Annotated in this window: 19 protein-coding genes, 1 tRNA gene, 1 rRNA gene and 2 pseudogenes; 2 read left to right on the forward strand and 21 right to left on the reverse strand. The window is 42.6% G+C overall.

All coding sequences use genetic code 11. The features are described 5' to 3' along the window. The 15 genes and pseudogenes from O3655_RS07950 to O3655_RS08020 all read right to left on the reverse strand — a co-directional run. Nucleotides 1–179: ribosomal RNA gene (locus tag O3655_RS07950) — 16S ribosomal RNA — on the reverse strand; the annotation flags it as partial. Between the two features lie 231 nt (nt 180–410). Continuing rightward, nucleotides 411–482, reverse strand: a tRNA-Glu gene (locus O3655_RS07955). Between the two features lie 115 nt (nt 483–597). Continuing rightward, a pseudogene (locus tag O3655_RS07960) lies at nt 598–1,032 on the reverse strand (cytidine deaminase). A 12-nt stretch (nt 1,033–1,044) separates the two neighbouring features. Further along, nucleotides 1,045–2,505: a glutamate--tRNA ligase gene (gltX, locus tag O3655_RS07965; RefSeq protein WP_070534823.1), complete on the reverse strand. Its 1,461-nt coding sequence runs from the start codon at nt 2,503–2,505 to the stop codon at nt 1,045–1,047. Between the two features lie 127 nt (nt 2,506–2,632). Next, nucleotides 2,633–3,109, reverse strand: a pseudogene (gene pgi, locus O3655_RS07970) (glucose-6-phosphate isomerase); the annotation flags it as partial. A gap of 196 nt (nt 3,110–3,305) precedes the next feature. Then, nucleotides 3,306–3,677, reverse strand: a complete 372-nt coding sequence (locus O3655_RS07975; protein WP_008808177.1) for a PTS glucitol/sorbitol transporter subunit IIA — start codon at nt 3,675–3,677, stop codon at nt 3,306–3,308. Nucleotides 3,678–3,775: 98 nt separating this feature from the next. Then, on the reverse strand, nt 3,776–4,756 hold the full coding sequence (locus O3655_RS07980; RefSeq protein ID WP_038804194.1) for a PTS glucitol/sorbitol transporter subunit IIB: 981 nt from the start codon (nt 4,754–4,756) through the stop codon (nt 3,776–3,778). A 13-nt stretch (nt 4,757–4,769) separates the two neighbouring features. After that, a complete protein-coding gene (locus O3655_RS07985) occupies nt 4,770–5,315 on the reverse strand; it encodes a PTS glucitol/sorbitol transporter subunit IIC (RefSeq protein ID WP_001015684.1) in 546 nt (181 codons plus the stop codon). Beyond that, nucleotides 5,312–5,809 (reverse strand): transcriptional regulator GutM, encoded by a 498-nt coding sequence (locus O3655_RS07990; protein WP_033585448.1) that lies wholly within the window; start codon nt 5,807–5,809, stop codon nt 5,312–5,314. Before O3655_RS07990 ends, O3655_RS07985 begins: the two co-directional genes overlap by 4 nt. After that, complete coding sequence (locus O3655_RS07995; protein ID WP_080639548.1) at nt 5,809–7,635, reverse strand: PRD domain-containing protein; 1,827 nt, start codon at nt 7,633–7,635, stop codon at nt 5,809–5,811. The genes O3655_RS07990 and O3655_RS07995 overlap by 1 nt, the downstream gene beginning before the upstream one ends. 62 nt (nt 7,636–7,697) lie before the next feature. Further along, nucleotides 7,698–8,498, reverse strand: a complete 801-nt coding sequence (locus O3655_RS08000) for an SDR family oxidoreductase (protein ID WP_038804195.1) — start codon at nt 8,496–8,498, stop codon at nt 7,698–7,700. A 183-nt stretch (nt 8,499–8,681) separates the two neighbouring features. Further along, on the reverse strand, nt 8,682–10,031 hold the full coding sequence (locus tag O3655_RS08005; RefSeq protein ID WP_000018239.1) for a glucose-6-phosphate isomerase: 1,350 nt from the start codon (nt 10,029–10,031) through the stop codon (nt 8,682–8,684). A 172-nt stretch (nt 10,032–10,203) separates the two neighbouring features. Then, nucleotides 10,204–10,893, reverse strand: a complete 690-nt coding sequence (locus tag O3655_RS08010) for a gamma-glutamyl-gamma-aminobutyrate hydrolase family protein (RefSeq protein ID WP_049478403.1) — start codon at nt 10,891–10,893, stop codon at nt 10,204–10,206. 136 nt (nt 10,894–11,029) lie between these two features. Further along, nucleotides 11,030–12,796 carry an ABC transporter ATP-binding protein gene (locus O3655_RS08015; protein ID WP_308697347.1) on the reverse strand — a complete coding sequence of 589 codons (1,767 nt, stop codon included), beginning with the start codon at nt 12,794–12,796 and terminating at the stop codon, nt 11,030–11,032. A 1-nt stretch (nt 12,797) separates the two neighbouring features. Then, nucleotides 12,798–14,504: an ABC transporter ATP-binding protein gene (locus O3655_RS08020; protein ID WP_308697346.1), complete on the reverse strand. Its 1,707-nt coding sequence runs from the start codon at nt 14,502–14,504 to the stop codon at nt 12,798–12,800. A gap of 206 nt (nt 14,505–14,710) precedes the next feature. Here O3655_RS08020 and O3655_RS08025 point away from each other — a divergent pair, with 206 nt between their 5' ends. Beyond that, nucleotides 14,711–15,727 (forward strand): NAD(P)H-dependent glycerol-3-phosphate dehydrogenase, encoded by a 1,017-nt coding sequence (locus O3655_RS08025; protein WP_308697345.1) that lies wholly within the window; start codon nt 14,711–14,713, stop codon nt 15,725–15,727. Between the two features lie 22 nt (nt 15,728–15,749). Further along, the gene (gene galU, locus O3655_RS08030) at nt 15,750–16,649 is read left to right on the forward strand and encodes a UTP--glucose-1-phosphate uridylyltransferase GalU (RefSeq protein WP_049478979.1); all 900 of its coding nucleotides are present in this window, start codon (nt 15,750–15,752) and stop codon (nt 16,647–16,649) included. 120 nt (nt 16,650–16,769) lie between these two features. Here the strand turns inward: galU and O3655_RS08035 are convergent, their stop codons facing one another. From O3655_RS08035 to pbp1b, 6 genes are all read right to left on the reverse strand, one after another. Further along, nucleotides 16,770–17,450, reverse strand: coding sequence for a rhomboid family intramembrane serine protease (locus O3655_RS08035; protein ID WP_049478978.1), 681 nt, complete (start codon nt 17,448–17,450; stop codon nt 16,770–16,772). Further along, entirely contained in the window at nt 17,434–17,973 is a 540-nt protein-coding gene (locus O3655_RS08040) for a 5-formyltetrahydrofolate cyclo-ligase (protein ID WP_049478977.1), read from the reverse strand. The genes O3655_RS08035 and O3655_RS08040 overlap by 17 nt, the downstream gene beginning before the upstream one ends. 11 nt (nt 17,974–17,984) lie before the next feature. Beyond that, the gene (locus O3655_RS08045; RefSeq protein ID WP_049520519.1) at nt 17,985–19,115 is read right to left on the reverse strand and encodes an N-acetyldiaminopimelate deacetylase; all 1,131 of its coding nucleotides are present in this window, start codon (nt 19,113–19,115) and stop codon (nt 17,985–17,987) included. A 69-nt stretch (nt 19,116–19,184) separates the two neighbouring features. Further along, the gene (dapD, locus tag O3655_RS08050; RefSeq protein ID WP_000127447.1) at nt 19,185–19,883 is read right to left on the reverse strand and encodes a 2,3,4,5-tetrahydropyridine-2,6-dicarboxylate N-acetyltransferase; all 699 of its coding nucleotides are present in this window, start codon (nt 19,881–19,883) and stop codon (nt 19,185–19,187) included. Nucleotides 19,884–19,967: 84 nt separating this feature from the next. After that, nucleotides 19,968–20,879 carry an EamA family transporter gene (locus tag O3655_RS08055; RefSeq protein WP_308697343.1) on the reverse strand — a complete coding sequence of 304 codons (912 nt, stop codon included), beginning with the start codon at nt 20,877–20,879 and terminating at the stop codon, nt 19,968–19,970. 77 nt (nt 20,880–20,956) lie between these two features. Continuing rightward, complete coding sequence (gene pbp1b / locus O3655_RS08060; protein WP_308697342.1) at nt 20,957–23,464, reverse strand: penicillin-binding protein PBP1B; 2,508 nt, start codon at nt 23,462–23,464, stop codon at nt 20,957–20,959. Nucleotides 23,465–23,513: the final 49 nt, after the last annotated feature.

Genomic DNA, 23,513 nt, shown 5'->3' on the forward strand with positions numbered 1-23,513 from the left:
TTATGCGGTATTAGCTATCGTTTCCAATAGTTATCCCCCGCTACCAGGCAGGTTACCTACGCGTTACTCACCCGTTCGCAACTCATCCAGAGAAGCAAGCTCCTCCTTCAGCGTTCTACTTGCATGTATTAGGCACGCCGCCAGCGTTCGTCCTGAGCCAGGATCAAACTCTCATTAAAAGTTTGAGTTCTCACTCATTTCTGTCACTGACAGATTTATTGTTTTTTTCATTGTTCAGTACTATAACTTCAGTTATAGTGCCCTGCACATTGGTTCGTCTTGTTCAGTTTTCAAAGGTCTTTGTCTCTCACTTCTCTCGTGAGCGACAACTATATTAGTATATCACAGCTACCTGCCTCTGTCAACAGATTTTTTAAACTTTTTTCAAGTTTTTTTACCACAATACACCATAGTCCGTACGGGATTCGAACCCGTGTTACCGCCGTGAAAAGGCGGTGTCTTAACCCCTTGACCAACGGACCTTGAGCTTTTCAACTCTTTCTATTATACCTACTTTTCCGCCTTTGTCAAGGACTTTTTTCCTCTTTACCGAAATTCTGAAAAGATAAAGGAAAAAGCCAGTTCAACTGACTCCTTCTATTTATCTTGCCAATTAATCGCGCGTTCCTCTCCCCACCAGTAAGGGATCAATTCAGCAACCTTAATTGTTTTTCTTGTTTCGTAGTTCATCATGAACTCTGCTTCTTTATTTTCAGCATTCAATTCTAAGAGAAATTCTCTGCAAGCGCCACAGGGCATACCTGATCCTTCGCCGTAGGGAGGTTTGTCTCGAAAGGCGAGGATTTTCTTAACTTTAGTTTGTCCTGAAAATTGATACATATTGAAGAGAGCAGCTCGTTCTGCACAGAGATGAAAAACGCCACAAGTGCCCTCCATACAAAATCCTGTGAAGATCTGACCATCTTCTGCTTCTACTGCAGCAACAACATGGTTAGCATAAACAAAGTCAGAAACTTCATGAGGATTTTATAAGGCTCGTGCTTCTTCATACATCTTTTCCCATGTACCCATCGGAAGTCCTTTTTATTTAGAAATCTCTTTGAGCATATTATCGATATGCTGGATAGATTTCTCACGACCTAATAGGTAAATCGTATCTGGAAGTTCTGGTCCATGCATTTCACCTGATACAGCAATACGAATCGGCATGAAGAGGTTTTTCCCTTTAATACCCGTTTCTTTTTGAACTGCTTTGATTTGTGGGAAGATGTTTTCTGTCACAAATTCTTCATCTGTCATTGCTTCTAGTTTCGCTTTGAAGGCTTCTAGAACAACCGGAACGGTTTCTCCTGCCATGACCTCGCGCTCAGCATCTGTCAGCTCTGGGAAATCTGAGAAGAAAAGATCTGTCAATGGAACGATTTCATCCACTGACTTCATTTGTGGTTTGTAGAGTTCCACCATTTTTTCAGACTTGTCAGTCAAACGCCCTGCTTCTTCTAAGTATGGTTTTGCCATTTCAAAGATAGTAGCTAGATCGGCTCTCTTGATGTAGTCGTTGCTCATCCAGTCTAGTTTCTTCTGATCGAAGGCAGCTGGTGACTTGCTGAGACGATTTTCATCAAAGAGTTTAATCAGTTCCTCACGAGAGAAGATTTCGTCTTCCCCACCAGGGTTCCAGCCAAGAAGGGCGATAAAGTTAAAGACAGCTTCTGGAAGATAGCCCTTCTTACGGTAATCTTCGATAAATTGAAGGGTGTTGGTGTCACGTTTAGACAATTTTTTACCCGTTTCAGAGTTGATGATCAAAGTCATGTGACCAAACTCAGGTGCATCCCAACCAAGCGCTTCATAGACCATGAGCTGTTTTGGGGTGTTGGCAATGTGGTCATCACCGCGGATAACATGAGAAATCTGCATATCATGGTCATCGATGACAACGGCAAAGTTGTAAGTTGGGTAGCCATCTTTCTTCTGAATCACCCAGTCACCGCCGATGTTGCCACCTTCAAACTCGATATCACCTTTGACCATATCATGCCATTTGTAGATACCAGATTCATTAACAGCCAAACGGACAGTTGGGATGATACCGGCTGCTTCACGTTCTGCAATGTAAGCTGCTTTTTCTTCTTCGCTCATGCCAAGATATTCATTGATGTAACGTGGTGTTTCGCCAGCTGCTTCTTGGCGTTCGCGCTCAGCTGCCAACTCTTCTTCTGTAACGTAAGATTTGTAGGCTTTTCCTTCGGCTAGCAATTGGTCGATGTATTTTTGATAGAGTTCCAAACGCTCTGATTGGCGGTAATTTTCATGAGTTTCTGGGCTTTCATCCCAATCCATACCCAACCAGCGAAGATTTTCAAGCTGTGAGCGTTCCCCGTCCTCAACGTGACGTTTACGGTCAGTATCTTCGATACGAATGATAAAAGTTCCACCATGATGGCGTGCGTAAAGGTAGTTAAACAATGCTGTACGGGCATTTCCGATGTGTAGTAGTCCTGTTGGACTTGGTGCGTAGCGTACGCGGATATCTTTTGACATAGTTTCTCCTATAAAGTCTCTAGGCGTCTGCCTTTTTGCTTTCTATATTATATCACAAGTCTCGCCTGAGTCCAATGTCTACGAATAAAGAGAGTAAAAAGAGTGGGCAAGCCACTCTTTTCTTCTATTATAGACGTGCGTTAAGCTCTTTGCTCAATTTTTCAAATCCTGGTTTTCCAAGAAGGGCAAACATGTTACGTTTGTAGGCTTCAACACCTGGTTGGTCAAATGGGTTGATGGCATTCAAGTAACCTGAAAGGGCAATTGCCAATTCGAAGAAGTAGATAGTGTAACCAAGAGTGAAGGCATCTTGCTCAGGAAGAGTTACGTACATGTTTGGTACATCACCGTCTGTGTGGGCAAGAAGAACACCGTCAGTCGCTTTTTTGTTTACAAAGTCAACGTCTTTCCCTTGAAGGTAACCAAGTCCGTCAAGGTCTTCTTCCAAAGTAGGAATGATCACGTTCTTACGTGGTTTGTCAACACGGACAACTGTTTCAAACATGATGCGGGTTCCTTCTTGGATAAATTGACCCAATGAGTGCAAGTCAGTTGAGAAGTTTGCTGAAGTTGGGTAGATCCCTTTTTGGTCTTTCCCTTCTGTTCAGGCACCCCTTGTGGATCCATCTGCTGGGAATTCCCTTGCACTGACTGGCTAGTTTGATTGACTTGCCAATCAACCACTGCGTCATCTATTTTTTCTAATTTAGACCCAGAAGCCTGGACTTTTTGTCCAAGCTCTGAATCAATTTTTTAGACTTTTATTTTTCTAAATTGCTTGATTTGAAATTTTATTATGGTCAAGCAGTTTCGAAAATCTGAATGGTAGAGTCCTTTTCAATTACTACTGCTTGGTCTGCTGCAACATGGAGAGTGCCCGGCAGGCTGCCCTCTTTTGAACCATCAAAAGAAATCGTGATATGGCCCAGTCCAGTTAAATTTTTTTCTACTACATTTCCTACGGCAGTAATCGAATATTCCTGACTATCTACCACCAGCTTTCCACCTTCTAGTATTGCACCTAGAAGATTTTTGTTATCGATTTTAAAACAATACTCTGCTAAGTCTTCCGGAGCTTCTTCTCCAAACAAAATGAGCATATTGGCATCTTGAATCATATTCTGAGCTTCAGGCCCCACTTGAATTACTTTAGCTTCAAAAATTTTCTTCATCTAATTCCTATTCATCCTTTCTCAAATCTGTCATAAACTTATGCTTATAGATAAGTTTAACATAATAGTTGCTATGTTTACGTGCATCTATCAAAAGTTTACTGATAAAGGCCAATACTAGCTATCCAAGCTACTAGCACCCGCGGAACACCATTGAGAAAGCGTGAATAAAGCACAGAAGGGACACCAACCTCAACTGTTTCAGCCTTGGCTTCAGATAGACCGAGTGCTACAGGAATGAAATCACAACCGTTTTGAGTGTTGATAGCAAATATAGCTGGCAGAGCCATTTGGGGCGGAATAGTCCCTTTGCCGATTTCAACTCCAATTAAGGTTCCAATAATCTGACTGATAACAGCTCCGGGGCCTAACAAAGGAGATAGGAATGGCAAGGAACAGATAAAGCCAATCAAAATGAGTCCCCAGATGTTCCCAGCTAGGGGAACCATTAATTTTGCCAGCCAATTTCCAACACCTGAACCTTGAATAACCCCAATCAGCAAGGAAACAAAGGCCATGAAAGGAATGATCGTGTTGAGCATTGTTTGGATGGCTTCACGAGCAGCCTGGTTGAAAGTCGCAACGACCTTCCCAGCGCCCATCCCAATTCTTGCTACAATACTTGTTTCAGCTTTTTGCTCTGTAATTTTTTTACTAGTATCGTAAGTTGGCTTTTCTGTTACCACAGTTGTCGCTTTTTCGTCTTCATTAGCAGCAGAAATTTGATTAAGGCCAACTGCTGACACATAGATTTCCTCGGTTATATATTGAGCTAGAGGCCCACTTTTCCCTGTAGCGACAATATTTATTGTAGGGATCCCCTTTTTAGGATAAATACCACAGCGAAGAGTACCGCCACAATCCACGATTGCTAAAGCAATTTCCTCATCTGGGATAGAAGTTTTAAACCCATTAACAGCTTCCATACCGGTCAAATCAGCAATTTTATCTACAATATCTGGCTTTTCTCCTCCGCCAGTGATATAGATGAATTTATGCTTAGCTTCACTAGGTGTAATGACCAAAGGTCCTCCGAAACCGCCATTTCCTTTAACAACTTTTATACTCTTATATGACATAATTTCACTCTTTCTATAAATCAAATGTTTTACTCAAGGTAACACCTTGCTGTTTTGCTACATAAGCAGTTGTAAAATCGGTCACCCAACCGCCTACAAAGTTCATGACAAGCCCAACAAGCATGTAACGAATGGCTAAGTCCATTTGACTTAAACCTAAAGTTTGAATTCCTGTTGCAATTCCCATCCATACAAACAATTCCCCAGGATTGATATGCGGAAATACACCATTTGAAGTGTGGCAGAACTGCATCTGAGCTGCTACAAAACTAGGTTTATAATATTCTGGTAAGAAACGTCCCATACTGATTGCCATCGGATTCCCCAGCATAAAGGCAGAAATGAAAGGTAAAATCATATACCGGCTAACAGGATTTTTGGCAGAAATCTTAGCCAGGGAATTGACCTTCTCTTCTCCCAAGAAAGCGATAAGGGTATTCATTGCAATCAATAGCATCAAGACAAGCGGTACAATATTTGTCATCCAGCTAATAAAGGTTTCTCCACCTAATTGGAAGAGTTTCATAAAACTCTCTGCAAAATTTGTAATGTGATTCATAAGGAACTCCCTTTCTTATTTTTTTTAAATAACTGTTTAATAGATAATTGTAAGTAATTCGCATAAAAGCCGAATCCCAGAAAAGAATCAGATGAACTTGTCTCTTTCTCAATACCTGCCTCATTCCAAAGATAGACTTTTCTAGCATCTTCTATGGCTGATTGCATCAACTTATTTTCTTTTCTCACAAGAGGATTATACTTGTCAAAATAATGGATGTCTTCTCCAACATAATCGTCCATATTTTGAAAACGTGCTAAGATTGTGACTCCTTGCATTTTGCTAGCTTTAAGAACCCGACCGTTTTCATCAACCGCGAACATGACAATCGTACCGGATTTGATTCTTCCGGACTTCCTGCCAATCGCTACGCGCCCCAGTTTTCGGAGCATCGTATAGGTCTTATTGAAGTCTTTGAGTTGCTGCCAGCCGAGGAACATTTGAAATATATAAGCTGCCATGACAAATACAGCGAAAATTATTAGCGAATTCATTAAAATACTCCTTTGCTCTTAGAAAATGATAGAAACTCTGTCTCTGTTTCTACAGCCCTCAATGCTTCTTTTAGAGAAGGCTCTCCTGCAATTCGAAAAATGTCGTCATACAATTCCAGCAATTCACTCTCCATTTTGCTTTCAATTTCTGAGGGAATGGCGACTAGAAAGATAAATTCAATCCAATCATCTCCTTTTTGATAAGGCTCTTCTAGCTTTCCAAACATTAAAATAGTCTTTGCATAACCCTGGTTAATTGTATGGGGGAAGGCAATTCCTCCACCAAAAATGGTTGATTGTTTTTTATCCCTATCAATTATCCGATTTCTAAAACCTTCATCAATCATCTGAAGTTTCTCTAACTCTGCAACCATATTTAGCAAGTATTGCTGATAGGTTTTTTGGGGAGTCAAACGAAGAAAACGTAAGCTGACTGTTTCTAGATTTTTTTGATGAAAAGCATTGGCCCTCTGCCATTCTTCCTGCAGCCATTGATCATCAAAAAGATGATTAACTTGAATGACTGGAGATTTAGAATCTTTATATTTTAGAGGAACTGTCGTAAAAATCGCGAAATAGTCCTGATTCAAATCCAGATTAAAATCCTCTTCAGAATACTGAGTAATGTCTACATCATTTCCAAGAATTCGTCTGAGTTGCTGAATAATCATCGCAGCAGTTCCTCTTCCTGTTGTGCAAACTACAGCTATCTGCTTGCGAGAACCATTTACAACAGAGTTTTGCTTTCTTAAAATCATTTCAAAATACAAAGCCAGATATCCGATTTCAGATAATTCCAATTCAGAACCAAAAATTGCAGATAGTTCTTCTCCAGCAATTTTCGCCATTTCAAAAGCAAAAGGATATTGAGTTTGAACCTCGCCATGGAATATATCATTAGCTTGCACATGGAAAATCAGTCGATTGATTAAGGAGCCTAGATGAGACTTGATTTCTTCAAATAATTCTTCATCATCAAAGTTAACCAACATTGTTTCTTTGACTTTCTTGACAATCCCTTGAAAAATGTTTGCAAGCTGTTCAGATTGATAAGACGGCTTGCTTAAAGTGTCAATAAAACGGATATTAAACGGAAAACACAAAAAGTCTATCTCAAACTGACTGAGGGAAATCTTATAAGTCATCTCAATATGATAGATTAATTTTTCAACCAAAGGTGTCTCTGTTAAATCATTCCTATAGTAAGGAATAGGGCAACTCAACACCCTAGATGCATGAATACGCTCCACCATAATTGAAATGGTCTTTCGAAGGAGTTCCTTTGTTTCTTTCGGGATTTTATACTCCTGGAGTAGCGTCTCCAGAAAAGAAGATGTTGCCTCGGTGAGTGTCTTTCCTTCAAAGTAAGGGGCCACTTGGTGAATATAGAGCAAGCGCAAATTCAGCTCGGACCCCAAGACCTCCAGCCCACGGTTGGGCTTTCCTGAAATAGTGATAGAGTAACTCTCTGCCAAAGATTTTACTTGTTTTAAATCCTTATTAAGGGTACTTCTACTAACACCTGCTTCCTCAGCCAAGTCGTCAATAAGAAGAGGGGAGGTTGACTCAATTAAACGTTTTAGTAAATAGGCAATTCTTTTACTGGAAGAATTGAAGTCACTCTCCCGTTTTAAACTACCAGATAAAATCCTTTCCAACTCAGTATAGTCATACACCTCTAACATTAACTGATCATCTTGTGAGATAATCTGGATACTCGGAGCCAAAACATCATTTAATTGTTGGATACTCTTTTGCAAGGTTTGCATACTAATATCCAGCTCTGAGCGCATATCTACCAAGGAATAAGTTGGCTGTGAGACCATTTTTTCTAAAATATTATACCATCGATTTACTATGGTCAACTCTCTTCCTCACCTTCATTTTTTTAACCGCGAGTTTTCCCTCCGGCAATATTTGTAGTGACTCCAGTTATATAGCTAGAACGGTCTGAAATATAGAATGCTACAAGGTCAGCTACTTCCCGTAGTTTACCACTTCGTCCCAAAGGAGTTGTTGAAGTTGAAGCATAACCAGCTCGAATATCTTCTACCGTCTTTCCACGGGTATAAGCAAGAGCTTCCTCATAAGAAAGAGTTCGAAGTCCCGTAGCTTCCATAATTCCTGGAGCAATTCCAACCACACGTACACCATGCTTACCCAGCTCTTTTGCCCATGAACGAGTGTAACTATAGACTGCTGCTTTTGTGGCAGCATAGGCACTTTGTCCTTCAGAACCTTCCAAGCCTGCTTCTGAAGCCATGTTCACAATTACACCTTTTCCATTTTTCACTAAAATACGTCCTACTGCCTGACTAACCAAATACAAACCTTTTTGATTAATCATTGTTACTTTTTCAAACGTTTCATCGTCTAACTCGTAAGGACCTTTAGGATTTTCTGCATCAATTAATAATCTGGGAACATTAATCCCTGCATTATTGACTACCGCATCAATATTGCCAAATCTTTCAACTATTTTGGCAACACCCTCTTCTACTTCAGAGCGAGAAGTTACATCAACTTTTACAAATAATAGATTCGGGTGACGCAAATCGTTGTCGCTAAGATCAAAATTCGCTACATTGACTCCTAATTCCAGCAATTCTTCAACGATTGCCTTACCGATCCCAGATGACGCGCCAGTCACAAGAACTGTTTTGCCTTTTATGTTTAACCAATCATTCATTTTGATACCTCTCAAATTTTATTTACAAGGCAATTATACAGCGCTTTCATAAAAGAATTAAGACACTCTTTTTTACACTTTTAAAAAAAATAATAAACTAATTAAGAGGCTTGTACTAAAAATCCACAAGAAATGAACTTGTGGATCTTTTTATATTCTAAATGAACTCAAAGCATATGAGAATCAAAGGCGTGCATTCAACTCAGCACCCAGCTCTTCAAAGCCTGGTTTCCCAAGAAGAGCAAACATGTTTTTCTTATAAGCTTCAACTCCAGGCTGGTCAAATGGATTGATACCATTCAGGTAGCCAGAAAGAGCAATAGCCAACTCAAAGAAGTAAATAGTGTAGCCCAAAGTGAACTCATCTTGCTCAGGCAGTGTCACAAACATATTTGGAACTCCACCATCAGTGTGTGCTAACAGCACTCCATCTGTAGCTTTTTTATTGACAAAGTCAACATCTTTTCCTTGCAAGTAGCCAAGACCGTCCAAGTCTTCTGCCAATTCAGGAATCAGCACATTTTTGCGAGGTTTATCTACACGGATAACTGTTTCAAAGAGGATACGGGTACCTTCCTGGATAAATTGTCCCAGAGAGTGCAAGTCTGTTGAGAAGTTAGCTGAAGTTGGATAAATCCCTTTTTGGTCTTTCCCTTCTGACTCACCAGCCAGTTGCTTCCACCACTCAGAGAAGTATTGCAGAGATGGTTCATAGTTAGCTAGAACTTCTGTCAGATAACCTTTACGGTACAAGATATTGCGTACAACTGCATATTGATATGCTTCATTTTCAGCCAACTTATCAGAAGCATAAGCCTTGCGAGCAGCATTTGCTCCTTCCATTAACTTGCTGATATCAGCTCCTGCAGCTGCGATTGGCAAGAGCCCCACTGCTGTCAATACTGTAAAACGACCACCTACACTATCAGGCACTACAAAAGTATCCCAGCCATTAGCATCTGCTTCAACTTTAACTGCACCTTTAGCGCGGTCTGTAGTTGCGTAGATACGTTGGTTAGCTTCTTCTTGACCGTACTTCTTAACCAAGAGTTCTTTGAAGACACGGAAAGCAATAGCCGGTTCAGTTGTTGTACCTGATTTAGAAATCACGTTTACTGAGAAATCTTTGTCTGATACATAGTCTACCAAATCAGCCAAATAGCTTGAAGAGATAGAGTTTCCAGCATAGAGGATCTGAGGTGCCTTGCGTTCTTCCTTTCTTTGCAAGTTTACAAATGAATTATTCAAGAAATCAATAGCTGCACGAGCTCCTAAATAGGAACCACCAATACCGATTACGATCAATACCTCACTATCAGATTGGATTTTAGCAGCAGCCTTTTGAATACGAGCAAATTCATCTTTGTCATATTCTTCAGGTAAGTTCAACCAGCCAGTCATTTCTGCCCCAGGACCTGTACCATTTCTCAGAGCAGAATCTGCTGCAGTCACTTGAGGCTGCATATAATCTAGTTCATGTGGTGCAACAAATTTATCTAATACTTTTGAATAATCAAATTTAATATGTGACATAATATTCCTCCAAAATTTCTTCTCTTCTATCATAACCCTTACCTTAGATTTTTTCAAGTTTTTATACTGAATTTTTCCAAATTTTATCATAATTTAAACATTTGCGTAAAAAATGTTACAATATTAAAATTTGAACGAAATAAGACAAAAAAACGGCTAGAGATTCTAACCGTTACAATTCATTTAATAAATACTCAAATAATTCTAAATTGCCATCTTCTTCATTGACCAGGAACTCTGGGTGCCACTGTAAACCGATAATACGATGCTCGTCGACAGACTCAATCGCTTCCACTGTCTGATCTCGAGGGTCCACCGCTGTCACACGGAAATTAGGTGCCAGATCTTTGATACTCTGACGATGGACTGAGTTGACCTGACTTTCTTTGCCAAACAACTTAGCCACCACGCTTCCTTCTACTGTCTCAATAGTATGAGATGTCCCAAAAGGCAAGCCTTGCCAGTGACCTTCAATTTCTTGGTGGAGAGTGCCACCAAAAGCAACATTGACCAGCTGAACACCACGACAGATTGCCATAATTGGTTTATTCTGACGGAGCGCTTCTTTCAAGAGAGCTAGTTCAAACTCATCGCGTACAAGGTTGTAATCATCACTCTCAATAGTCTTTTTCTCCCCGTAAAACTGAGGATGGACATTTTGCCCACCTGTCAAGATGAGTTTGTCAATCATTTCCACATAATCGCGCACAATGGACTCATCTCCTACAGGAATTACTAAAGGGAGACCACCGACTTGACGAATGCTCTCTGCAAATTTACAAGATACAGATGAGTGAATGTTTTTCCCTTCTGCATCTACAGGACATAGATTTGCAGCAACTCCTACAACCGTTCTAGCCATGATGTGTCTCCTTTCGATTTTCTTGCGACAGTCTTATCTTATCACTCCAACCCTTTCCTGTCTAATATGTTTTTTTAAAGACCGTGATAAGTATTTTTTATGGACAAGAAAAAGCTGCCCAATAAGGACAACTTTTCTATTCGAAAACAAATTGATTGTGATACAGTTCCGAGTAGAAACCGCCGAGCTTGAGCAACTCGTGATGATTTCCACGTTCAATGACCTCTCCATCTTTGAGGACAATAATCTGATCGGCATTGAGGATGGTTTTGAGACGATGGGCAATAACAAAACTGGTTCGTCCTGCTACAACGGCCTCCATGGCATGTTGAATCTTGCTTTCTGTTACAGTATCCACATTGGAAGTCGCTTCATCTAAGATTAGGACTTGGGGATCTGTCATCAAGGTCCGGGCGATGGAAATCAATTGTTTCTGACCAGTTGAGAAGATGTTTTGCTCATCATCAATAAGGGTATCATACTTGTCAGGCAAGCTTTCAATGTAGTCATGAATATGAGTTGCCTTGGCAGCTGCTTCGACCATTTCCTGACTGGCATCTGGCACACCAAAGCGGATATTGTCTCGGATCGTTCCACTAAACAAGACCGAATCCTGCAAGACAATCCCGACCTTGCTCCGCAGGCTGTCCAAGTCGTAGTCACGGATGTCTTTGCCATCAAAGCAAATGCTGCCTGCATCCACATCGTAGAAACGATTGATGAGGTTCATGATGGTCGTTTTCCCTGAGCCAGTCGGACCGACAACTGCTATCATCTGCCCCTTAGGAGCTGAAATGCTAACATCTTTTAAAATCGGCTTGTCTGGCACATAAGAGAAATCAATGTGACTGATTTCAACGCCTTCTCGCAATTCCGTAAAGGCAGGCGCATTTTGCGGACGAATCTCTTCTTCTGCATCGAACATTTCTTGGATACGATCTGCCCCAGTAAAGGCCAACTGGAGGCTCCCCCAACTCGCAGCCACCTGGATAATCGGCTGGTAGTACTGCTGAGAAAATTGAGTAAACATGACAATCAAACCTAGGGCTGTCGTTGTTTCGATACTTGGATCGTTCAGCAAGACCGCAGAACCTGCAAAAATGACGATGGCCGTATTGACCAAGCTCATCCCATTCATAACTGGAAAGAGGATGCCTGAGAACATTCTCCCTTTAAAGGTTGCCTTGCGCACGCGCTCATTTTGCTCCACAAAGCCTGCTACGATGTCATCTTGAATTCCTTGTACGATAACAGCTTTCTGTCCAGAAATACTCTCGTCCATGTAGGCGTTGAGTTTCCCAACCTCTTTTTGCTGGAGATTGGTGTACTTGCGGGCCATTTTCACAATGAAGACCAACATGAGAAAGGCCACTGGGGTGCTGGCTACTGTTATCAGGGATAGCGTCACATTTCTTGAAAACATGACAAAAATCAAACCGATGTAAAGAGCAATATTGCTCATAACCTGAACTAAGCTTTCATTGAAGGCTTGAAGGATGTTATCCAAGTCACTCGTAAAGCGAGAGAGGATGTCACCATCCTGATGGCGGTCAAAGAAAGAAACCGTTAAACGAGACAGTTTGCCAAAGAGGCCCTTACGCATCTCATTTGTTGACTCAGCAATCACACGGGTCATCAAGGTCATGTAAATCAAACTGGATACCACTAAGGCAAGGACAACCAGAGCTAGATTCAGCATCAGAGCTGATAAACTCTGCCAGGCTAGTTCGGAAGTTCCATTTTGATAAGCCAGCACTAGGTTAGCGAGCTCTGTTACTGCTTGACCTGAAAAAACAGGAAAGAGGGATTGGGCAATCGTCGCAACTGCAACCATCAGAATCACAATGACAAAGGAGAACTTGTAAACTTTAAAATAATTCCAGAAAAATCGAACGGTTTTCATTTTATTCCTCCTTTCCCTTTTGTGTTTCGTAGATTTCGCGGTAGACGGCATTGTTAGCTACCAAATCTGCATGCCGTCCTTCTCCAATCAAACGCCCTTGATCCAAGACCAAAATCTTGTCCGCATGGACGACTGAACTGATCTTTTGAGCGATGATAATGGTTGTTGTCCCTTTCAGGTCTTTGTTCAAAGCTTCCTGCACGAGTCTCTCTGACTTAGCATCCAAGGCTGAAGTCGAATCGTCAAAAATCAGGATACGGGGATTGCTGACAATCCCACGGGCAATGGACATCCGTTGTTTTTGTCCACCAGAAAAATTGGTGCCTCGTTCTTCGACCTGACTCTCAAATTTGTTTTCCATGCGCCCGATAAATTCACTGGCTTGGGCAATCCGTGCTGCACGTTCCATTTCTGACACGCTGGCATTGCCTTTCCCTTGACGAAGATTATCTGCAATGGTTCCGCTAAAGAGAATAGCACGTTGCAAGACAATGGAAACTGTTTTACGTAAGGTTCCCTCGCTGACGTCTCGAATATCCTTGCCACCAATCTTGATAGATCCCTCCTGTGGATCAAAAAGTCGTGGAATTAACTGAGCTAGGGTGGACTTCCCTGCTCCAGTAGCCCCAACCACACCGACCATCTGACCAGGCGCAATTTCAAAGGTTACATTCTTCAGCATAGGCTCATCATCATTAGGATAGGTGAAGGTCACATTTTCAAAAGAGAGACTTCCTTCTAACTCTTCATCTGGAAGATCTTTAAAGGTCATCGCTGGCTCGGTATCTAGAATTTCGCGAATACGACGTAAGGAAATCATGGCACGGCTGACAGAATTTCCTAAAAATCCAACCATAATGATGGTAAAGATAATCTGGCTGAGATAGTTGATAAAGGAAGCAATCGAGCCCACTACAGACGGATCTGACTGAGCCATGCCTGCCACCAACCAGATAGAGAGGAAGACCGCTCCATAGCCGACTAGCATCATAACGGGTTCTATAACTGAGAAGGCATAACCGATATAAAGATTTTGGCCGAGAAGTTCATCTGAAACCTCGGTAAATTTGGTAAATTGTGCTTTTTCTTGTACAAAGGATTTGACTACGCGGACACCACGTAGATTTTCTTTGGCAATAGCATTGATCCGCTCAAGAAGAGTTTGAAACTTAGCAAATCGTGGTCCCATCATCCCCATCATGATGCCTGTTAGTGCAAAGATGAGGAGCACCATGAGGACAATCACCCACCAAAGTGACGGGAGAGTGTGAACCGCCAAGATAAAGGAACCGATAAAGAGAAGAGGGAGACGGAAAAGGATTTGAAAAGCCATCATCACCACGTTCTGAATTTGGTTGATATCATTGGTCATACGAACGACAAGATTACCCGCATTAAACTGCTCGATATTGGCATAAGAAAAGGTCTGGATCTTGCGAAAAGCGTCTTCCCGAAGGTCCGAAGACACTCCTTGAGCAATGTAGGCTGCAAGCGTTACATTGACCCCACCTGCAACCAGACCGACTAGAGCTACCCCTATCAGCCAAGCGCCAATACTATAGATAGCCTCATGTTGACCGGCCAACAAAGCCTCTAACACCTCTTGCAAATAGCGCGGTTGCAAGAGCGAACTCGCAACCATCAAGCCTGTCATCATTAGGGATGCCAAGGCTTGCCATTTATAGGTTTTTATTTTTTTAATGAGCATAATTCCTCCTAATAAAATAGATAAAGGGAGCGACATCCTGCGTCAGCTCCTTCTCATTCGTTCATATTGATGTTATTCTAGCAAAAAAGAGACATCTTGTCAAAGAAGTCTCCTTATTATAAATTAGTGCGCTTTCATCTACAGGTGATGCATGAAAAGGCTTTTTATGGTAAAATGAAAGGAAGAACTCTTACAAGGAGGAAAAGATGAAGAAACAAACCATCGCTGTCTTGGGTCCTGGTTCTTGGGGAACTGCCCTTTCGCAGGTCCTAAACGACAATGGACACGAAGTTCGAATTTGGGGAAATGTCCCTGAACAAATCGATGAAATCAATAACCAGCATACAAATAAACGCTATTTCAAAGATATCCTACTGGACGAAAAAATCAAAGCCTATCATGACTTAGAAGAAACACTAAAGGATGTGGATGCTGTTTTATTTGTAGTCCCAACAAAAGTAACGAGACTGGTTGCCCAACAAGTAGCAAAGGTACTCGATCACAAGGTTGTCATCATGCATGCCTCCAAAGGATTGGAACCAGATAGCCACAAACGTCTATCAACTATTCTTGAAGAGGAAATTCCAGCTGACCTCCGTAGTGAAGTCGTTGTTGTTTCAGGACCTAGTCACGCTGAGGAAACGATTGTGCGGGATATTACCTTGATTACCGCAGCCTCCAAAGATCTTGAAACTGCCCAGTACGTACAAAATCTCTTTAGCAATCACTACTTCCGTCTCTATACCAATACGGATGTTATCGGAGTTGAAACTGCTGGTGCTCTCAAAAACATCATCGCAGTTGGCGCTGGGGCATTGCATGGTCTAGGATTTGGCGACAATGCCAAGGCAGCCATCATCGCTCGAGGATTAGCAGAAATCACCCGTCTAGGTGTCGCTCTTGGAGCTAATCCTCTGACTTATAGCGGTCTTTCTGGAGTTGGTGACTTGATCGTAACGGGGACATCTGTCCACTCTCGTAACTGGAGAGCCGGTGATGCTCTCGGCCGTGGAGAATCCCTAGCAGACATCGAAGCAAACATGGGTATGGTCATTGAAGGAATTTCAACAACTCGAGCAGCTTACGAACTGGCTCAGGAATTGGGTGTCTACATGCCGATCACACAGGCTATTTACCGAGTTATCTACGAAGGTGTCAATATCAAAGAAGCCATCAATGACATCATGAGCAATGAATTTAAAGCAGAAAACGAATGGTCGTAGACCTTTATAGAAAGGAACATTTATGAAACAAAAAGTCAGAAAAGCAGTCATCCCTGCCGCCGGATTGGGAACTCGCTTCCTCCCAGCAACTAAGGCCTTGGCCAAGGAAATGTTGCCAATCGTAGACAAGCCAACTATCCAGTTTATCGTTGAAGAAGCCCTCAAGTCTGGAATCGAAGATATTTTGGTTGTGACTGGTAAGTCAAAACGTTCCATTGAGGACCACTTCGACTCAAACTTCGAATTGGAATACAACCTCAAAGAAAAAGGGAAAACAGATCTTCTGAAGCTAGTTGATGAAACAACTGGCATGCGCCTGCATTTTATCCGTCAAACACATCCACGTGGTCTCGGAGATGCTGTCTTGCAAGCCAAAGCTTTCGTTGGAAATGAACCTTTTGTCGTTATGCTTGGTGATGACTTGATGGATATCACGGACGAAAAGGCTGTTCCGCTTACCAAACAACTCATGGATGACTACGAGCGTACTCATGCGTCTACTATCGCTGTTATGCCAGTCCCTCACGACGAAGTATCTGCCTATGGGGTTATTGCTCCGCAAGGCGAAGGAAAAGACGGCCTTTACAGCGTTGAAACCTTCGTTGAAAAACCTGCACCAGAGGATGCTCCTAGCGACCTTGCTATCATCGGACGCTACCTCCTCACGCCTGAAATTTTCCAAATCCTCGAAAACCAAGCTCCAGGTGCAGGAAATGAAATTCAGCTGACAGATGCAATCGATACCCTCAATAAAACACAACGTGTGTTTGCTCGTGAGTTCAAGGGGGCTCGTTACGATGTCGGAGACAAGTTTGGCTTTATGAAAACATCCATCGACTACGCTCTCAAACACCCTCAAGTCAAAGACGACTTGAAAGACTACCTCATCCAACTCGGAAAAGAGTTAGCTGATGGGGAATAGAAGAAAAACAAAGCTCTTAAATAAGGGCTTTGTTTTTTTGTTGAAGCTTGCAATAAAAAAAGCCATCTTTGCAGATGACTTATTAGCAACCGAATCGGTGCTTGCATTTAACTATCCCCCCTACACATAGCTCATTCCCTTATAGCAAAGGAAAATGGCTAGTGCGATAAAAAGTACGGTTGCTCCGATTCGCTGGCTGGTACTGTACATCCTTCTCTCCCATTTAACTGGAAAAATAACTGCTAGAAAGGCACCGCCTACTGCGCCACCAATATGCCCAGCTAGGCTGATTCCTGGAATCAGAACACTTCCAATGATATTGATCACGAAAAGTGTCAGATAGGATTGCCCCAACTGCTGGATATAGGGGTTGCGAGTTGCGTAACGCAAGACGATAATCGCAGCAAATAACCCGTATAGGGAAGTGGATGCCCCAGCAGCGACAACTTTCGGTGTGAAAGCAAAAACAAAGAGATTGCCCATCATTCCAGATAATAGATAGAGAAAGAAGAACTGCTTAGAACCGAAAATCTCCTCCACCTGTCGTCCAAGAAAGTAGAGCGAAATCATATTGACAATGAAATGCTCCCATCCGATATGCACAAATATAGCCGAAAAAAGGCGCCAAATCTGCTCAGGGAACAGGCGAATGATCGGTCCATACATGGCTCCAAACTGAAGCAAGGTATCTGCTCGTTCAAAATTTAAACCTGTAAAAACCAACATCAAGAGAAATACCAATGCTGTTACTAGGAGGAAGAAGCTAGTCACAGGATAACGTTTATCAAAGATTTCCTTCATAGATTAGCACCTCCTGGACGGGAATATCATGGTTTTCCGAGTTAAACTCCTGAACTTGACAAGGATAGATTGTACTCATGGTATGCCCAGCAAAATGCTCCAGATAGCGGTCGTAGTATCCTCCACCATATCCAATCCGATAGCCCTCAGTTGTAAAAGCCAAACCCGGAACATGGATTAAGTCAATCTGAGACGGTTCCACCACTTCCAAGTCTCCTTGCGGTTCCAGTAAACCAAAGGAAGTTTTTACCAACTGCTGTGGATGATAGACCACAAAGTCCATGCGCCCCTTGGGATAGGTTTTGGGTATCAGAACCTTTTTGCCGTCCTTCAGCATCCGCTTGATCAGTTCTTGCGTTTGAAATTCATGAGGGAAGGAGAGATAGGTTGCGATGGTCTTGGCTTCTTGGTAAAAGGGATGCTTTAAAAATCGTTCAGTTAAAACTCGATCCATAGCCTGTTTTTGCTCCTGAGATAGAGTCTTCATTTCTTGCAAAATTTTCTTGCGTAGTTCTGCTTTCATAGACAATTCCTCTACTCTGCTGCCTTCTTTTTTAAGAAACTAGAGACTGCATCTACCCCAATGGCTAAGGCTTCTTCTTTGGGACTCATCTGAGGGTGATGAAGGGCGTAGGGACTATCGATACCTAGCCAGAACATAACGCCATCTACCTTCGAAAGGAGATAACCAAAGTCCTCACCAGTCATAGCTGACTCAATATCAATCAACTCAATTCCGTCTTTCTCTTCAAAAAAGTCCATCAGTTCACGCGCCAAGGCTGGATTGTTCTCAACAGGTAGGTAGCCTCCTTGCTTGAGTTCTACTTCGACTTCCATATCAAAGGCTGCTGCAACCCCTTCTGCGACTGTCTTGACTCTTTTTTGTACCAAGAGGCTCATGTCCTGAGTCAAGGCACGAATGGTTCCGTGTAAAAAGGCTGTATCTGTAATGACATTGTTGGTTGTTCCAGCTTGGAAAACACCAAAGGTCACCACCGCTCCCTCGATTGGGTTGACATTGCGGCTGACAACTGACTGCACTTGGGTTACAAAGTAACTAGCAGCCACCAAGGCATCATTGGCCTCATGTGGAAAAGCAGCGTGTCCCCCTTTTCCTTTGAAACGAATCTTCACTTCACAAGTCCCTGCAAAGAGTGTATGGGTGTTGGTCGCAATCTGTCCAACCTTCAAATCCGGACGAACATGGAGACCATAAAACTGATCTGGCAGCCAGTCCTCAAAAGCACCATCCTCATACATGAGCATCCCACCAGCTTCATTTTCTTCAGCAGGCTGAAATAGGAAGAGCAAATTATTCTTGGGTTGCTCCTCAAGGGCGCGTTCGAGACAGCCCAAGGCAATAGTCATATGAAAATCATGGCCACAGGCATGCATGCGACCTTGGTGTTGAGAGGCGAAAGGTAGACCTGTTTGTTCGACGATAGGCAGACCATCAATGTCTGTTCGCCAACCAATGGTTCGTTCCGGCTGACTTCCCTGCAGGTAGACCAAAATCCCTGTCCGCCAAGTACGAACTTGAACAAAGTCCTTGCCCGTAATCAATTTTTCAATCACATCCAGCAAATAAGCCTGAGTCTTGAACTCTTCCAAGCCAATCTCTGGAATCTGGTGTAAATCTCGTCTAGTCTGAATCAAATCTAACATCTATCGGTCCTCCTTTTGATAGAAGAAAGAGGCTGGAAAAAGGGTTCCGCCTCTTTTTTACTTTTACAATTACAAGGTACGAAGCGCATCCTCTAGCGCTGTTTTTTGTTGAGTTTGGGCATCAATCTCTTTGATGATGCGAGCTGGAACACCTGCTACTACCACGTTTTCTGGGACATCCTGGGTAACAATAGCTCCTGCTGCGACAACTGAACCACTACCGATTTGAACTCCTTCGATAACCACTGCATTGGCACCGATAAGAACATTGTCTCCGACACGGACTGGTTCAGCACTAGCTGGCTCAATCACACCTGCCAAAACTGCACCTGCACCAACGTGACTGTTTTTCCCAACGATAGCACGACCTCCAAGGATGGCACCCATGTCAATCATGGTTCCAGCACCGATTTCAGCACCGATATTGATAACAGCTCCCATCATGATAACAGCATTGTCACCAATTTCAACCTGGTCACGGATAATAGCACCTGGCTCGATACGAGCATTGATAGCACGTTTATCTAACAAAGGAACTGCAGAATTACGAGCATCTTGCTCGACAACGTAATCTTGATTTTCTACCAAACCTTCAAGAAGCGGAGCCACGTCCTTCCAGTCTCCGAATAAAACATTTCCTAGTTTGACAACAGAGCTTGGCACAGCAGTTGCAAGTTCTCCCTCAAAAGTTACTTTGACACTGGTTTTCTTTTCCGCATTGGCGATAAATTGGATAATTTCTTGAGCGTTCATTTTTGTAGCAGTCATAGGTGCCTCCTGGTTCGTTATAATGATACCTATTCTACCAAAAAAGGCTTCAAATTTGAAGCCTCAACTATCAAATAATCATCTTTACCTGGCTTGTTTTGCTTCTTCTACAGATAAAAAAATCATCGGAACGATAATCAACACCATAGCCAAGGCCAAAAAACCATCCATGACCAATCCCAGAAAAAGAACACTTAATAAAGCTGAAGAGAGCGGTTCGCTAGCACTCACCACCGATACAACCAGCGGGGAAACGAGTGACACAGCCTTCATAGATAGGAAGAAGGCAAAAGCAGTACCAAACACGGCAATCGTCAGACAAATCAGCACACTTACCAGATCCACTTGAAAACTTATCTGATAAATAGGGTAAAGGAAATTACTAAAGAGACCTGCCAGAATCATCCCCCAACCAACAGTCGGAACAAATCCGTAGCGCCGTGCAAAGCGTTGAGGAAGGATAACATTAAACATGACCCCTACTGCACTGAGCAAACCTGTCACTAGAGCCAAAGGTGTCATGGATAACTGGGACAAATCCCCTTTTGTAGCCATCAAAAAAACACCTAGCATGGCAATCAAAACATAGAACACAGCTGTAATAGAAGCCTTCTTCTGGTAAATGATTCGATTGTAAAACAGGATAAAAACAGGGCTGATAAATTGCAAAATGGTCGCCGTCGTCGCATTGGAATACTCAACGCAAAGATAGAAGAAAAACTGCACAGAAAAAATACCTAGAATAGCATAGGCTAAAAAAGGTAGATAATTTTTCTTATCACGCCAGATGTCCAACAAGCGGCTACGCAACTGAAAGGCAGATAGACCTAAAACCAAACTCCCCGCCACTAGTAAACGCATAGAAGTAATCCATCCAGAAGACACTGGATAATGAGTGAAAAAATACTCTCCTAAAATCCCACAAATCCCCCAGATTAGGCCTGAGAGTAGCGAGTATAGTGTTCCCTTAACAATCTTTTTCTGATAATGATTCATATTATTATTGTAACACGAAACCAACAAAGAAAAAAGTAGCAACAAGGAGAAATTACTAACCTTGCTACTACTCTTTCTTAACGATTAAATAGACGTGAACGTCCTGAAGAACCACTTTGAGTATTTCCACTCGAACTTGAACTTCCAGAGCTACTGCTTGAACTTGAGCTTGGAGGAGTCACTGCTGGAATGCTTCCTAGAATATTCTTCCATGCGTTCAGATAATCTGCATCGCTTCCTCCAATAGCAAAGCGATAGGTGGTCACTGGGGCACCTTCTTTAGTCGCCCAGTAGCTCGTTACTGTTGATCCAGAAAGTTCGATTTCCTTACCATTGATGGAAACTTTGCCGGGCTTTTGGCCTGTAGACCGGAGAACTTGCGACTTGGTCACACTTGGATCCAGATTAAAGCGCTCATTCCCCCATATTCCAGGTTCAGCTTGTTGGATAGCATTGACCAAGTGGGCCATATAGTTGGCATTACGGTAGTGGCCTGCTCCTTTGGCTAGTGGTCGGTTATCATCGTGACCTAACCAGCCACCCAAAGTCAAGCGAGGTGTAGAAAGCATGAGCCACATATTTTCATCTTCATTGGTCGTACCAGTTTTTCCGATCCAGTCAGCACGAGCTAGGGATGGATTGATAGTAGTCAAGTCCGTCTGGAAACTTGAAGTAATCCGAGACGAGATAACATCCCGAAGGAGACTTTGCATGATGGTTGCTGTCGCTTTTGAATAAACCTGGACAGGCTCATCCTTGTGCTCGTATACCAGTCGGCCATCCGTTGACTCGATCTTTGCGATCATATGTTTCTTATGGTAAACTCCGTTGTTGGCTAGAGTCTGATACCCGTTGGTATGCTGGGCAACTGTAACGTCAATCCCCCCACCCATCGGTAAACTTTCAATCCCATATTCTGGGATTTCGTAACCCATTTTTTCCATATAGCCTTTGACATCCACACCCTTCTCTCGAAGCGTACGATACGTCCAGTAGGCTGGGATATTCCATGAGTAGTTAAGGGCTTCTCCCAATGTCATCATGCCCGTACCAGGACTATTGACATACATGATGGGATTCCCGTTTGAAAAGTTTGTCGGATAGTTTGACAAGATACTTGCACTTCCCATCAAACCTTGGTCAATAGCGATACCATAGGCCAATATAGGTTTTGTGGTTGAAGCTGGAGAACGCTTGGTATCGATAGCGTGATTGTTCTGATTTTCTTGATAATTACGACCACCAACAAATCCAAGGATAGCTCCCGTTTGGTTGTCCATGAGGACATTCCCCACCTCAGGCTGGCCTGTCGAATCATCTAGCAGATAGCCGTAGGTCGCAACCGCATTTTGCATCGCAGCATGAACATTTTTATTGATAGTTGTCGTAATCTTATATCCACCATTTTCAATTTCCTTAGTGGCTAAATCGCGATAGGATTTCTGAATGGACTCATTCTTTAATTCTTGCGCAGAGACATTATCTCGTTGGACAAGGTAGTCGTACATGCGGTCAGTAGCTTCTGCCAAGGTTGCATAGTAGAGATAGTCACGCGAAGTACCACTAACACTACCTGATGGTAGGAAGTCTTTCTTAAAGTCATAATCTTTGTACTTATCGTAGTCTTCCTGACTTAGAGCCCCTGTCCGGTACATATTGTAGAGGACATCCTTGGCACGCTTAATTCCCAAAGCCATGTCCTCATCACTCTTCATACTACCATCAGATTCATAAGGAGAATAACTGATTGGACTCTGTGGCAACCCTGCGATAAAGGCAGCTTGAGGGATCGTTAAATCCGAAGCATTGACCCCAAAGATTCCTTCTGCAGCCTGCTGGGCACCTGCAATATTTTGACCTTTATGATTGCGACCAAAAGGAGCTATGTTAAGGTAGGTTGTCAAAATCTCATCCTTACCCATAGCCCGTTCTAAAGCTAGAGCATCAATAATCTCTTTAGCCTTACGAGCTAGAGTTGGAGCATCCCCCACCACTTGCTGCTTGATGACCTGCTGGGTCAAGGTCGAACCACCACTAGACGAGCCTAGACCGACAAAGGTTCCCAAGGTCGCACGAATAACGGCCTTAGGCACAACTCCCTTGTGCTCATTGAAATGCTCGTCCTCTGTCGCAACAATGGCTTTCTTAAGGTTGTCTGAGATAGCATCTGAAGCGACTGAAGTGCGCAATAAATCGCCCTCGATCGAGGCAATGGTACTGCCGTCAGAATAAGTGATTTCTGAGATGGAGGCAATATCCTTCACTTGCTTGACCAACTCTTCTGCTTGAGGGACCTGGGCCTTGTCAAATAGAGCGACTCCATAACCCATAGCTACACCAGCGCCAAACAGTCCACCGATAAAGCCTAGGATAAAGAGAGTGTTAAAAACTATTTTAAACCCACTCAAAACTTTAGCAAAAATAGACCCAGCCTTTCTAACTTTGTCAGAAGAGGCCCCCTTTTTACCGGTTTTCTTATTAGCCAGTTTTTCTGCTAGTCTTTTCTTCCATTTTACAATTCGTTGCATTAGCTGCTGGAAAAAATGCAGCATTTTTGTTTTTAATTCATTAATTCTTTCTTTCATGAATGTCCTCGCTTTCTCTATTATACCATAAAAGGGAAACTTTCAATAA

The sequence above is a fragment of the Streptococcus sp. 27098_8_70 genome, assembly GCF_041432215.1.
In the GTDB taxonomy this organism is placed as follows: Bacteria; Bacillota; Bacilli; order Lactobacillales; family Streptococcaceae; genus Streptococcus; species Streptococcus oralis_CP.

Excerpts from the sequence above, each read along its gene's own strand:
- gltX (WP_070534823.1), bottom strand. The coding sequence starts at position 2,505 with ATGTCAAAAGATATCCGCGTACGCTACGCACCAAGTCCAACAGGACTA.
- O3655_RS07975 (WP_008808177.1), bottom strand. The coding sequence starts at position 3,677 with ATGAAGAAAATTTTTGAAGCTAAAGTAATTCAAGTGGGGCCTGAAGCT.
- O3655_RS07980 (WP_038804194.1), bottom strand. The coding sequence starts at position 4,756 with ATGTCATATAAGAGTATAAAAGTTGTTAAAGGAAATGGCGGTTTCGGA.
- O3655_RS07985 (WP_001015684.1), bottom strand. The coding sequence starts at position 5,315 with ATGAATCACATTACAAATTTTGCAGAGAGTTTTATGAAACTCTTCCAA.
- O3655_RS07990 (WP_033585448.1), bottom strand. The coding sequence starts at position 5,809 with ATGAATTCGCTAATAATTTTCGCTGTATTTGTCATGGCAGCTTATATA.
- O3655_RS07995 (WP_080639548.1), bottom strand. The coding sequence starts at position 7,635 with ATGGTCTCACAGCCAACTTATTCCTTGGTAGATATGCGCTCAGAGCTG.
- O3655_RS08000 (WP_038804195.1), bottom strand. The coding sequence starts at position 8,498 with ATGAATGATTGGTTAAACATAAAAGGCAAAACAGTTCTTGTGACTGGC.
- O3655_RS08005 (WP_000018239.1), bottom strand. The coding sequence starts at position 10,031 with ATGTCACATATTAAATTTGATTATTCAAAAGTATTAGATAAATTTGTT.
- O3655_RS08010 (WP_049478403.1), bottom strand. The coding sequence starts at position 10,893 with ATGGCTAGAACGGTTGTAGGAGTTGCTGCAAATCTATGTCCTGTAGAT.
- O3655_RS08015 (WP_308697347.1), bottom strand. The coding sequence starts at position 12,796 with ATGAAAACCGTTCGATTTTTCTGGAATTATTTTAAAGTTTACAAGTTC.
- O3655_RS08020 (WP_308697346.1), bottom strand. The coding sequence starts at position 14,504 with ATGCTCATTAAAAAAATAAAAACCTATAAATGGCAAGCCTTGGCATCC.
- O3655_RS08025 (WP_308697345.1), top strand. The coding sequence starts at position 14,711 with ATGAAGAAACAAACCATCGCTGTCTTGGGTCCTGGTTCTTGGGGAACT.
- galU (WP_049478979.1), top strand. The coding sequence starts at position 15,750 with ATGAAACAAAAAGTCAGAAAAGCAGTCATCCCTGCCGCCGGATTGGGA.
- O3655_RS08035 (WP_049478978.1), bottom strand. The coding sequence starts at position 17,450 with ATGAAGGAAATCTTTGATAAACGTTATCCTGTGACTAGCTTCTTCCTC.
- O3655_RS08040 (WP_049478977.1), bottom strand. The coding sequence starts at position 17,973 with ATGAAAGCAGAACTACGCAAGAAAATTTTGCAAGAAATGAAGACTCTA.
- O3655_RS08045 (WP_049520519.1), bottom strand. The coding sequence starts at position 19,115 with ATGTTAGATTTGATTCAGACTAGACGAGATTTACACCAGATTCCAGAG.
- dapD (WP_000127447.1), bottom strand. The coding sequence starts at position 19,883 with ATGACTGCTACAAAAATGAACGCTCAAGAAATTATCCAATTTATCGCC.
- O3655_RS08055 (WP_308697343.1), bottom strand. The coding sequence starts at position 20,879 with ATGAATCATTATCAGAAAAAGATTGTTAAGGGAACACTATACTCGCTA.
- pbp1b (WP_308697342.1), bottom strand. The coding sequence starts at position 23,464 with ATGAAAGAAAGAATTAATGAATTAAAAACAAAAATGCTGCATTTTTTC.